The sequence below is a fragment of the Pelobium manganitolerans genome, from assembly GCF_003609575.1.
In the GTDB taxonomy this organism is placed as follows: Bacteria; Bacteroidota; Bacteroidia; order Sphingobacteriales; family Sphingobacteriaceae; genus Pseudopedobacter; species Pseudopedobacter manganitolerans.
The window spans coordinates 142,223-155,004 of sequence record NZ_MBTA01000004.1 but is presented as its reverse complement, the minus strand read 5'-3'; the positions used below and the strand labels follow the sequence as shown (position 1 = coordinate 155,004).

The following is a 12,782-nucleotide window of genomic DNA, read 5'->3' as shown; positions in this document are numbered from 1 at the left end:
AGCAAACATGAAACTATATAGCACCTTACTTTTTACTTCACTATTCACTTTTTTTGTTTTAGCTACGAAAGCGCAGGAAACCCGACCTATCAAAAACTTTCATACCGTAGCAAATGCAGGCGCCAGCATTGTTTCTATTAGTATGGGCGAGCAGGAAGGTTTAAAAATTGAGGGCGCTGCAGAAGATGTGGAGCGGATAGAAACCGTGGTGCAAAATGGGGTCTTAAAAATCCGTACCAAACGCGACATTAATAATTGGAATGTGGCTTTAGGTGATGTAAAAATTCATATCATGGCTAAAAGCTTAGATGCGCTGATGCAATCTGGCTCGGGCAGCATTACTTTAAACGGCGCGTTAAATTCACCGAAAGCAAATATTCAGCTAAGCGGATCGGGCAAGGTGGTGGCAGCGGTAGAAAGCCAAGCTACAGATGCAAGCCTTAGCGGATCTGGAAATATTGTACTCTCTGGAAAAACAGGTTTATTGAATTTGGTAATGGCAGGCTCTGGCGATATCAACGCCGAGCAGCTTGATGCAGAAAATAGCAAAATAAAAATAGCCGGAAACGGAACCGCTTATGTGCAAGTTAGCGAGAGCATTGATGCTAAGATGCTTGGCCCGGGTGCTGTAAAATACAATGGCAACCCAGAAATTAAAACCAGCAAACTAGGCCAAGGCACGGTTAGCCCTATGTAATATAATTACGGGACTTATTTCGGAAACTCTAAAAAGAAAGTGGAACCGCCCTCAATATTATTCTCGAACCAAATTTTTCCTTGATGTTTTTCCATCACTTTTTTGGAGATGGATAAGCCCAAACCAAAAGCTTGCTCGCCATTTGTGCCTGTTCTTTTAGCATTGGTAAACATATCAAAAATGCTGTCTTTATCTTGTTCTGGCACGCCCATGCCTTTATCTTTCACATAAACAACTGTACTGACGTTGTATGCTGTAACGCCAACGTGTATATCGTTGTTAGCATAGCTAAATTTTATGGCGTTAACAATCAAATTGTTTACCACGCGCCATATTTTCTCGTAATTAACCTGCGCAAAAATTGGGTCTAAAGTTTTGTTATCAAAAACTATGTTTTGCTGTTTCTCTTTCGCTTTAAACTGCAACAGCTCCATAGAATCGTAAACTAATGCCACCAAATCAACCTCTTGCGTCTCTACCGGCGCTTCCTCATCGCCCAGCCCAGTTTTTAAAAGCTCGTTAATCATTTCAATAGAATGTAGTCCGGTAGTTTCAATTAGCTTCAGTAGCTTTTTACTTTCTTCATCCAGCTCTTCCTCATATAACAAGGCCGAAGCTATACCCGTCATCCCAGACAGCGGATTCCGTAAATCGTGTGCCATTACACGCATAATGCGGATGTAGTTTTTATTGGCACGTTCTAAATCAGCAATGGTGGTTTTAATAGTTTCATTTTGCTGTACAGCCTCTTGATGCAGTTTTCTTGTTTTTCGCAAATGCAGATAAACCAATACAAAAATAATGGCTATAAAAAGCACAAACTCAATTAAACCTGCCACGTACATCCGTCGCACTTTATCATCTTGCCTAAGCTGGTTAAGCTCAAAACGCTGATGAATCATTTCCAGCTCTTTTGCTACGTCTATGGAATATAATTCATGTTCGGCAGCATCTACAGAATCATGCAGCACAATGTATTTCTCTTGATAAGCCAGTGTGCTATCGGCCTGCTTTGTCTTCTTAAATAATTCTGCTTTGCGTTTTACCCATAACGGATAATATTGTTGGCTTTGTTCTTTAAACCGGCTAATGATGGCCATACTGCTTTTTAAAGCATGCTCGGCATCCTTTATCTGCCCGCTTTGGGTATAAAGCTTTGCCAGCTTTAAAAAAGGCGGTACTTTTAAAAAGTCATCCCCCTGCACGGGCATGTTTATAGCTTTTTCAAGATAAGATGCGGCCAAGCCCGCATCCTCATGTGCCAGCGCCAGGCCGCCTTTATTATCATATAATATGGTGCGTAAAATATTGGCGTAACCTTGGGTTATTTTCTTTTTTTGGAGCTGGTCATTAATGTCTTCTTCAAATTTGTTATAATAATAAGTGGCACTATCCAGCTGGCCATTTTTAAAATAACTGAAGCCTGCGTTATTTAACGCCATACCCCTAAAAAAGTAACTGGGTTTGATATCGGATGTTCCGTCACATATCAACTGGGTATGGTATGATTTGATGTAATATTTCGCGGCGTTCTCGTAATTTTTCTGTCCGAAATAAATGTTGGCAAATTTTCCGAATAAAACGCCATTCCTGCAATCACCATCTTTTAACAGACTTTTTGCTTCAACAAAATAGTTTAAGGCCACCAAATAGTTTTTACGGTGATAATTAGCTTCTCCATTAATTACTAAGGCTTTAAAATATAAATCGGGGTTTTGCTTTCTAAACCGTGTATTGTCAAAAATTGTTACGGCTTCTTTGGCTAGCTCTGCAGCATGTTCATAATCCAGTTGTTCTAAAGACGATGCTTGCAAATAATATTTCGCTTTCTGTTCTGGCGCTTTCAGTTTTTTAACATCAATAGAGCGATGTTCCTTTAAGGCCAATTTTCTTTCGCCGGTTAAAACAAGGCTGTCAATCACTTCAAGTTTTTGAGCTAAGGCAGATTGAGCTTTGCTTTCAATAGCGCTAAAGAGCCATACAAACAATAAACCGATGCCAGCTACCCGGGGAAATCCGGAGCCAAGAACGCGTGTTTTCATGAAATAGGAGCGTAAATTTTTTCTGGCGTCTAAATTAAGGTATTTTTACTTTAGTTAAGTAACTGAACGTAAAATAAATAAACAACACTTCCGTTAACATTAATTTGAATTTGATTGGTAAAAACTGCGAAATTTTGCAGAAATTTTGATTTTTTCTAACTTAGGCACATGGGTTTACTTACCGTAGCATTGCTAAACATTTTAACGTTAAGCGCTCCAGCAGATAGCATTTCTAAAACAGGCAAAGCCACCTATTATCATAAACGCTTTGAGGGCCGTAAAACCACCAGTGGTGCGGTTTATCGGGCAAATGAATATACCGCGGCGCACAAAACCTTGCCTTTTGGCACAGAGGTAAAGGTCACCAACTTAAACAATGGCAAACAAGTTACCGTTGTAATAAATGACCGTGGCCCTTTTGGCAAAGGTTTAATTATTGATGTTTCTGGCATCGCCGCAAAAGAACTAGGTTTATACGGCAAAGGTGTTGTGCCTTGCAAAATCACTTACGAAACTCCCTAAAACCACTTTCTGCCAAAAGATGTGGAAAACCATAGTTCCTGTTTAAAAATTTTTAACCGCCCCTCGTACCAAAAAGCTTAGCTTTACCACAGTTCTTTAACAATCCTTATTTAGGTTTTTGGCATCAATAGCCAAAATTAAAAGGGAACCGTGTGAAAACCACGGGCTGACGATGCAACTGTGATTCTGTTTCGTTGCTTCCGGGGCAACGTCAAACATTTGCAAAACAAAAAGCCACTGTTTTTAATGGGAAGGCGTTTTGTGAACAGAAAAGCCAGGAGACCTGCCAAATAAGTTTTTCAAGACTTTCACGTAAAAGGTTTTGATAAAAGCACCCGGTGTTGCCCGTGCAAGGGCCATGCTATCTTTTGTCAACTCCTGTTTGTTTAATTTAAAAGCTTTAGAAATGCAACAGGAAGAAATATTGCTCAAAGAAAACAAAGACCGCTTTGTTATTTTGCCCATCAACTATCCCGCTATTTGGGAAATGTACAAACGCCACGAAGCCAGTTTTTGGACCGCCGAAGAGATAGACTTATCTGCCGACCAAAAAGATTGGGACAACCTAACGGATGGCGAAAGGCATTTTATTGGCCACGTGCTTGCGTTTTTTGCCGCTAGCGACGGTATCGTCAATGAAAATTTAGCGATCAACTTCATGAGCGAAGTTCAGGTGCCAGAAGCACGCTGCTTTTACGGTTTCCAAATTATGATGGAGAACATCCACTCGGAAACTTATGCTTTACTGATTGATACCTACATCAAAAATCCGAAAGAAAAAAACCATTTATTGCACGCCATAGAAACTGTTCCGTGCGTAACACGCAAAGCCGAATGGGCTTTACGTTGGATAGAAAATGGAACTTTTGCACAACGTTTAGTTGCGTTTGCTGCAGTAGAAGGCATCTTTTTTAGCGGTAGTTTCTGCTCTATTTTTTGGCTTAAAAAACGCGGATTAATGCCGGGGCTAACCTTTAGCAACGAATTAATTTCACGCGATGAGGGCTTGCACTGCGAATTTGCCTGCCTTTTATATGGTATGCTCGCTAACAAATTAAGCCAACAAGAGGTTTATGAAATTATCCAAGAAGCGGTAACTATCGAAAAAGAATTTGTTACCGACGCCCTTCCGGTTGATTTGATTGGCATGAATGCCCGCTTAATGCAGCAATACATCGAATTTGTTGCTGATAGATGGGTGATAGAATTAGGCTATCCGGCAATATATAAAGCCAGCAATCCGTTTGATTTTATGGAGATGATTTCATTGCAAGGCAAAACCAATTTCTTCGAAAAACGCGTTGGCGACTATCAAAAAAGCGGCGTAATAGGCGACGCCGGAAGCCAAGCATTTTCTTTGGAAGAAGATTTTTAAGAGAGACATCAGACGTAATATTAAGTAGCAAGACATACGCACTACTCACTACCCAATACTCAATACTTGATACCATAAATCATGTTTGTAATAAAAAGAGACGGAAGAAAAGAATCCGTAAAATTTGACAAAATTACTTCTCGGATAGAGAAATTAAGCTACAGCCTTAACCAAGACTATGTAGATCCGGTTGAGGTGGCAAAAAAAGTAATCGACGGTTTGTATGATGGTGTAAGCACGTCCGAGCTGGACAGCTTAGCAGCAGAAACGGCCGCATCTTTAACTACCCGCCATCCAGATTATGCTTTGTTGGCATCGCGCATTGCAGTATCCAATCTGCACAAAAACACCGTGAAATCTTTTTCGGAAACGATGCGGATGTTGCACGGTTATATCGACAAAAAGAATGGCAAAAGCGGCGCTTTAATTTCTGATGAGGTGATGGACATTATTGACCAAAACGCCGAACTGCTAGACAGCACCATCATTTACGACCGCGATTTTAGCTTTGATTATTTTGGCTTTAAAACTTTAGAGCGCTCGTATCTGCTAAAAATAGACGGTAAAATTGCCGAGCGCCCACAACATTTATTTATGCGCGTGGCCGTTGGCATCCACAAAAATGACTTAGAAAGCGTAATTAAAACCTATACTTTAATGAGCGAAAAGTGGTTTATCCACGCAACGCCAACGCTGTTTAACGCATCTACGCCTAAACCGCAAATGTCCAGCTGCTTTTTGGTAGCCATGAAAGACGACAGTATTGAGGGTATTTACGGTACATTGATGCAAACCGCTAAAATTTCACAAAGCGCGGGAGGTATCGGTTTAAGTATCCACAACGTACGTGCTACGGGCTCGTACATTAGCGGCACAAACGGCACCAGCAACGGCATTGTGCCTATGCTAAAAGTATTTAATGATACGGCACGTTATGTGGACCAAGGCGGTGGCAAGCGTAAAGGTGCTTTTGCCATTTATTTAGAACCTTGGCATGCCGATATCTTCGCTTTCTTGGATATGAAGAAAAACCACGGCGCAGAAGAAAACCGTGCCCGCGATTTGTTTTATGCACTTTGGATCTCGGATTTATTTATGAAACGTGTAGAGGCAGATGGCGAATGGAGCCTGTTTTGTCCGCATGAAGCACCGGGTTTGGCAGATTGCTATGGCGATGAGTTTGAAAAACTTTACACCCAGTACGAGCAAGAAGGCAGGGCGCGCAAAACTATCAAAGCACAAGAATTGTGGTTTGCCATTTTAGATGCGCAGATAGAAACCGGAACACCATATCTTTTGTATAAAGATGCGGCCAACGCCAAATCAAACCAAAAGAATTTAGGTACCATCAAAAGCTCAAACCTATGTACCGAAATCTTAGAATACACTTCCAAAGATGAGGTTGCAGTATGTAATTTGGCATCGGTTTCTTTACCTGCTTATATTGAAAACGGTGCATTTAACCACCAAAAACTATACGAGGTGGTTTATCAGGTCACCATTAACCTAAACCGCATTATTGATCATAATTATTATCCGGTAGAAGAAGCCAGATACTCTAACTTCCGCCACCGCCCTATCGGCTTAGGGGTACAAGGTTTGGCAGATGCTTTTATGATTTTGAAGATGCCTTTTGAAAGCGAAGCGGCCAAACAACTGAATATCGACATTTTTGAAACGCTTTATTTTGCTTCTATGCAAGCTTCCGCAGATTTGGCAGTTAAAGAAGGTGCTTACGAGACCTTTAAAGGCTCACCTTTATCAGAAGGGAAATTCCAGTTTGATTTGTGGGGCGTTAAACCTGCCAGCGGACGTTGGGATTGGGAAAAACTACGTAAACAAGTCGTAGAAACCGGCGTGCGAAATTCGTTGTTGCTTGCGCCGATGCCTACGGCTTCTACCTCTCAAATTTTAGGAAATAACGAATGCTTTGAGCCTTATACTTCCAACATTTACTCGCGCAGGGTTTTAAGTGGCGAGTTTGTGGTAGTAAATAAACATTTGCTGAAAGATTTAGTGGAACTGGGCTTGTGGAACAACCAGATGAAAGAGCAAATCATTTTGGCAAACGGATCTGTACAAAATATCGACAGCATTCCGCAGCACATTAAAGATTTGTACAAAACCGTGTGGGAAATAAAAATGCGTACCATTATTGATATGGCGGCAGACAGAGGCGCTTACATTTGCCAATCGCAATCGCTAAACCTGTTTGTGAGCGCACCTACTGCCTCAAAACTAACGTCAATGCATTTTTACGCTTGGAAAAAAGGCTTAAAAACCGGTATGTATTATTTGCGTACGCAGGCAGCCAGCCAAGCAATTAAATTTAGCGTGCAAAGCCAGGCGGTAAAAGAAATTGATCCGGTTGTACAGCAAAATGCCGTAGAAATACCAGAAGGCGCAAGTTGCAGCATGGAAGAAGGTTGCCTTTCTTGCAGTGCCTAAATTTAAAAAATCATAGTTTTAAGAGTTCGGAGCTTTTGCTGCCGGACTCTTTTTGTTATTGATACCTTTGATTGTGGAAGAAGAACATACAATCGGACAAGGCAAGTACACCAAACACGAAATTATTATTTGCGAGCGTTGCCATTCAAAAATAGAATGCAAAGCCAATAATTATACGCAATGCCAGTGCAGCACCGTCACTTTAGATTTAAACGAAGTGCAATATGTTTCTGAGCATTTTGATGGTTGCTTATGTGCAAAATGCCTTACAGAATTAAAAGAAGAATACCGCCGCTTATGGCTCGACTAAGGTTTAGCATGTTTCTTGATGTTTACTCATAAAAAAAACAGATTATGGAACTTAATAAATTAACTCCCGAAGAGGAATACGTGATATTACACAAAGGTACCGAGCGTCCTTTTATAGGCGAATACACCAACATGAAAGAGGCAGGAACTTATGTTTGCAGGCAATGTAATGCGCCGCTGTACCGCTCTGAAGACAAATTTGAATCGCACTGCGGTTGGCCAAGTTTTGATGATGAAATCCCCGGCGCCATAAAACGCGTTTTAGATGCCGACGGCCGGCGTATAGAGATTGTTTGCGCCAATTGTGGCGGACACCTGGGGCATGTTTTTGAAGGGGAAAGCTTTACACCAAAAAACACCCGCCACTGCGTGAACTCCATCAGCATGAAATTTATTCCGGCAAATACTTAGCAAAAAAGGTTTAAAATTGTAGCTTTACGAAGACCCAAAAAGCTTCGTAAAGCTTTCCCTTATTGCGCATCTAATTTAATAGCCTAAATGTAAGATGAACGAAGGATGACTGTAAGATGAGGCTTCTTTAAGCATCTAATGCCGTACCTCAACAAGGTCTCATATCTCACATCTAACTCCAAAAACATTATATTTGGCTTTATACAAAAAACCTAAACAAACCATGCAAGATAATACGGACCAAACCGAGCTCCCCACGGGAAAGTTCAAAGGCCTGTCCATGATAGTGGCTACAGACAGCGAAAACGGCATCGGCAAAAACAACCAATTAATGTGGCATTTGCCAAACGATTTGAAGTTTTTTAAAAAAGTAACTTCTGGGCATACCATCATTATGGGGCGCAAAACCTTCGATTCTTTGGGCAAACCTTTGCCAAACCGGAGAAACATCGTCATCAGCAGGCAACAAGACCTGGAAATACCTGGTGTTGAAGTATTTGATAACTTAGGTAATGCTATAAAAGCTTGCGAAAAAGAAGAAGAATTTTTTGTGATAGGCGGCGGAGAAATTTACCGGCAGGCCTTAGATTTTGCCCAGCAAGTTTACCTGACAAAAGTAGATACAATAGGTGGCGCCGATACTTTTTTCCCAGAATTAAACGCTAAAGATTGGGAAGTAAAATGGCGTCAGGAGCATCATCAAGACGAAAAGCACGTCTTCAATTATACTTTTCTGATACTACAAAAGCACTAGCTAATAAATTAATCCTAAGGGATTTTATAAAACAAAAATTTAATTAGCTTTGCCATCTTGAATAAAAACAGCAGAATTACTCAAATCATTTAAAAAAAATGCAAAACAAAGGGATTATTAAGTTTGCAGCAATTGTACTTACACTTTTATGTTTATATGCACTTTCTTTTACGTTTGTTACCAATAAGGTAGAAAACGATGCCAAAGAATATGCCAATGGTGATCCGGTTAAAGAAAAAAGATATTTAGATTCTATATCTAACCAACCCGTTTACCCAATTTTAGGCCATACCTATCAATATGTAAAACAAAAAGAAATCCCACTAGGTTTGGATTTGAAAGGCGGTATGAACGTTACAATGGAGATAGAATTATCTGCATTGATCAGAAGTTTAGCCAACAATCCAACCGATGAAACTTTTAATAAAGCTTTAGCGAATGCAGAAGACCAACTAAGTACTTCGCAAGAAGGATTGGTAAGTCTGTTTGTTTCTGAATACGAAAAGCTAAACCCTAACGGTAAATTAGCTGCTTTTTTTGCAACCAGAGAAAACGCTGAGGATGTAAAAATGAGCGACTCTAATGCCGCGGTAAAAAAGTTTTTAGAGAAACAATCTACCTCTGCTGTAGAGCGTTCTTTCAACATTTTAAGAACCCGTATTGATAAATTTGGTGTAACCCAGCCTAACATCCAGTTACAAGAGGGCAGCAACCGTATTTTGGTAGAGCTTCCGGGCGTTACCGAAAAAGAAAGGGTGCGTAAATTATTGCAAGGTTCGGCCAAGTTAGAGTTTTACGAAACTTTCGATAATCAAGAGATTTTCCCGTTGATGCAAAATATCAACAACATTTTAGCAGCTAAGCAACCAAAAACAGAGGCTAAAGTTGCTCCGGCAGATACCGCAAAAACATCTGCTAAAGCAGATAAACCCGCTTTGTTAAGTGCTAAAAAAGACAGCACCTCAAAAGATTCTGCAGATGTAAACGCGTTGGCAAAATCAAACCCATTGTTTGCCTTGTTAACGCCTGCCATGTTCCAAGGCGCTAACGGCCAACAAGGTTTGCGCCCGGGACCAACTGTAGGTTATGCTTTAGAAAGCGATACCGCCAAAGTAAACGCCATTTTTGCAGAAGAAGATATCGCCTCTTTAATCCCAAGCAACTTAAAATTAATGTGGGGCGTTAAATCAACCGCGCCAGACAATAAAGTATTTGAACTATATGCCATTAAAGCTACCGGAGCCAACGGCGAACCAGCTTTATCTGGCGACGTTATTTCAAATGCACGTGAAGATTTTGACCAACGTGGTAACCCAGAGGTGGTAATGGTAATGAAAACCGACGGCGCCCGTGCTTGGAAAAGAATTACTGCACAAGCGGCAGGTTCGCCATCAAGTGAAGATGATAATAAATGTGTAGCCATTGTTTTGGATAATGCAGTGTATACCGCTCCGCGCGTTTCTGGCGAAATCCCTAACGGTATTTCATCTATTTCTGGAAACTTCACCGTTGAAGAAACAAAAGATTTAGCCAACGTTTTAAAAGCGGGTAAACTTCCTGCACCGGCAAAAATTGTTCAAGAGGCTGTTGTAGGTCCGTCTTTAGGTGCCGAAGCCATCAGCGCAGGTTTAACCTCATCTGTGGTGGGCTTGTTAGTAGTATTGGTGTTTATGATGTTCTACTATAACCGCGCCGGTACCGTAGCCAACGTGGCTGTGTTTACCAACGTATTCTTCCTGATGGGCGTACTGGCATCGTTAGGTGCGGTGCTCACTTTGCCGGGTATAGCGGGTATCGTGCTAACCTTGGGTATGGCGGTAGATGCCAACGTGTTGATTTACGAACGCGTACGCGAAGAGCTGAATTTGGGTAAATCTATTCGTTTAGCCATTTCAGACGGTTATAAACACGCTATGCCGTCTATTTTAGACTCGCAAATCACTACCCTATTAACCGGTATTATTTTATACGTTTTCGGTTCGGGACCAATACAAGGTTTTGCAACTACCTTAATTATCGGTATCGTAACCTCTTTATTCTCTGCCATCCTTATTTCAAGATTGATTTTTGAGTGGATGCTGAAAAAAGAAATGCCGATTAAATTCTCTAACCCTTGGAGCGACCATACCTTTAAAAACGCCAATTATGCCTTTGTTGCAAAACGTAAAATTTTCTATATCATTTCGGGCATCTTCATCACTATAGGTATTATTTCTATGGTTGTAAGAGGCTTTTCTTTTGGTGTAGATTTTGAAGGCGGCAGAACCTATGTTGTTAAATTTGAGAAAACGGTTACTACAGAAAATGTTCGTGAAGCGGTTAACGAATCATTTGGCGTGGCTTCTGAAGTAAAAACTTTTGGTAGCAATGATCAGGTAAGGATTACAACTCCATACCTAATAAACGACCACTCTTCTAATGCAGACCAAGTGGTAGAAGCAAAGCTTAAAGAAGGCTTAGCTAAAATAGCCAACAATAAAAGTAGTATCGAAAGTTTCCAAAAAGTAGGTCCAACTATAGCTAACGACATCAAAATTTCGGCAATTTACGCTGTACTATTCTCTATCATTGCTATCGGGCTATATATCTTCATCAGGTTTAGAAAATGGACTTATGGTTTAGGGGCCACAGTAGCTTTAGCGCACGATGTTTTGTTGGTGCTATCCTTCTTCTCGCTATTTAACGGAATTTTACCGTTCTCTTTAGATATCGATCAGGCGTTTATTGCGGCCATCCTTACCGTTATCGGTTATTCTATTAATGATACCGTGGTGGTGTTTGACCGTGTGCGCGAGTATTTAGCAACGCACCACGCTAAAACAGATAAAATGTCTATCGTAATTAACGATGCCATTAACAGCACCTTAAGCCGTACCGTAATCACCGCGCTAACCGTAATTTTCGTGTTGGCAGTATTGTTCATCTTCGGTGGCGAGGTCATAAGAGGTTTCTCTTTCGCCCTATTAATCGGGGTAATTTTTGGAACTTATTCTTCCATTTGCGTGGCAACGCCAATTGTGGTAGATATCATCAAAGAAAAAGACGACCAAAAAGCCTAAACTATTTGTGTTGTTTAAGAAAAAGCTTCTGGGTAAAACACTCAGGAGCTTTTTTGTTTAATGTGGTTTTGAAAAGGTGCTGCTTTGCCGTTTATCCACCGCAGCCGCGCTTTCCGCTCATACTGCTCGGCGGCGCTTAATCCCACGCACGGCATTAGCCACAGGCCGGTATCCGCTGCAATCCCGTTTATGAAACGCGGGCTCGGTGTTTAAACAGCGATGCGGGTTTCTAATTTTTAGACTTTTTTTGGCGCAAACTCAGCGGGGTTTATTTCTTTAACCTCTATGCAATGCTAATAAGTTAAAAGAGGCGTCATGTTGAACGATAGTGAAACATCTCACAAATAGGTTTCAAAAAATGCGATATTCAGACGTGCTTGTGAGATTTCTCGTACCTCGGATGACGTAAAAAAGTCTTAACTTAATAGCATCTAACCTTTAAGGTTCCGTTTGTACATGATCCAATCAGAAGCGGGCACACCCAAGCCTGCTCTTTTGAACTCGCTGGCAATTTGCGCGCGGTGGTAAGTACTATGATTAATGACATGGAAAAGCACGTCACGCACACGGTTTTTAAAAGCATCGCCTTTAGTAGTCTTGTAAGCAATGATAGCCTCCAAATCCACGTTATCCAAAATGCTGATGCTAGCACCATAGTTTTCCTTGTCAACAACTGCATAGTCCCCTGCCGAAACGTTTTGCCATACAGCAAATTGAGGAGTAACTGCTTGCAATCGGGCGTTCCAAATATGATGGGCGCTCAAAATATGGCCAAAAAGCTCATGTGCACGCTCTAAACCTTGGTTCTCCGTAAGCAAACGCGCAAATTGCTGATTGGTATCGTGATTATAAACTAAGGCTTCTTTAAAAAATGCTTTCATTTGATTCACAGTTTCTTCTTCGCCTCCAAATTTGGAAACCCAGTCCGCTAATCTCTCCCCCTCGCTTTAAATTTTGTACGGTCCAGTTTTGGAGGGTTATCTAACGGAAAATTGAAGGCACTACAATTCAAATAATGTGCAATCTTAGCACGTTCTTGCCACGTCAACTTCTGATAATAAGACGCATGATCCGCCGCTTCTTCAGCGGTTTGTGCCTTAAATTTTTGCGGTCCAATTTGTAGCTCATAAATCCTCTATAAATATCGTAAGAAATTCCCGAACAT

At 41.0% G+C, this 12,782-nt stretch carries 10 protein-coding genes and 1 riboswitch; of the genes, 8 read left to right on the top strand and 2 right to left on the bottom strand.

Going from position 1 to position 12,782, the window contains the following annotated elements:
- The first annotated feature begins 7 nt into the window (after window positions 1-7).
- Entirely contained in the window at window positions 8-697 is a 690-nt protein-coding gene (locus tag BCY91_RS04740; protein ID WP_147387909.1) for a head GIN domain-containing protein, read from the top strand.
- A 14-nt stretch (window positions 698-711) separates the two neighbouring features.
- Here BCY91_RS04740 and BCY91_RS04735 read toward each other — a convergent pair whose 3' ends face one another.
- Complete coding sequence (locus BCY91_RS04735; protein ID WP_120180867.1) at window positions 712-2,739, bottom strand: sensor histidine kinase; 2,028 nt, start codon at window positions 2,737-2,739, stop codon at window positions 712-714.
- A 168-nt stretch (window positions 2,740-2,907) separates the two neighbouring features.
- On the opposite strand from BCY91_RS04735, the gene BCY91_RS04730 reads away from it, so the two are divergent.
- The 7 genes from BCY91_RS04730 (at window position 2,908) to secDF (ending at window position 11,617) form a co-directional block, all read left to right on the top strand.
- Window positions 2,908-3,261, top strand: coding sequence for a septal ring lytic transglycosylase RlpA family protein (locus tag BCY91_RS04730; RefSeq protein ID WP_120180866.1), 354 nt, complete (start codon window positions 2,908-2,910; stop codon window positions 3,259-3,261).
- Window positions 3,262-3,355: 94 nt separating this feature from the next.
- Window positions 3,356-3,566: riboswitch (cobalamin riboswitch) on the top strand.
- Window positions 3,567-3,667: 101 nt separating this feature from the next.
- Window positions 3,668-4,636 carry a ribonucleoside-diphosphate reductase small subunit gene (locus tag BCY91_RS04725; protein ID WP_120180903.1) on the top strand — a complete coding sequence of 323 codons (969 nt, stop codon included), beginning with the start codon at window positions 3,668-3,670 and terminating at the stop codon, window positions 4,634-4,636.
- Between the two features lie 81 nt (window positions 4,637-4,717).
- Window positions 4,718-7,084 carry a ribonucleoside-diphosphate reductase subunit alpha gene (locus BCY91_RS04720; RefSeq protein ID WP_120180865.1) on the top strand — a complete coding sequence of 789 codons (2,367 nt, stop codon included), beginning with the start codon at window positions 4,718-4,720 and terminating at the stop codon, window positions 7,082-7,084.
- Window positions 7,085-7,157: 73 nt separating this feature from the next.
- The gene (locus tag BCY91_RS04715) at window positions 7,158-7,394 is read left to right on the top strand and encodes a cysteine-rich CWC family protein (protein ID WP_245989002.1); all 237 of its coding nucleotides are present in this window, start codon (window positions 7,158-7,160) and stop codon (window positions 7,392-7,394) included.
- Between the two features lie 44 nt (window positions 7,395-7,438).
- Entirely contained in the window at window positions 7,439-7,804 is a 366-nt protein-coding gene (locus BCY91_RS04710) for a methionine-R-sulfoxide reductase (protein ID WP_120180864.1), read from the top strand.
- 223 nt (window positions 7,805-8,027) lie between these two features.
- Complete coding sequence (locus BCY91_RS04705) at window positions 8,028-8,558, top strand: dihydrofolate reductase (RefSeq protein WP_120180863.1); 531 nt, start codon at window positions 8,028-8,030, stop codon at window positions 8,556-8,558.
- A gap of 98 nt (window positions 8,559-8,656) precedes the next feature.
- Window positions 8,657-11,617 (top strand): protein translocase subunit SecDF, encoded by a 2,961-nt coding sequence (gene secDF / locus BCY91_RS04700; protein WP_120180862.1) that lies wholly within the window; start codon window positions 8,657-8,659, stop codon window positions 11,615-11,617.
- Window positions 11,618-12,048: 431 nt separating this feature from the next.
- Here secDF and BCY91_RS04695 read toward each other — a convergent pair whose 3' ends face one another.
- Window positions 12,049-12,498 carry a DinB family protein gene (locus BCY91_RS04695; protein WP_120180861.1) on the bottom strand — a complete coding sequence of 150 codons (450 nt, stop codon included), beginning with the start codon at window positions 12,496-12,498 and terminating at the stop codon, window positions 12,049-12,051.
- Between the last annotated feature and the right edge of the window lie 284 nt (window positions 12,499-12,782).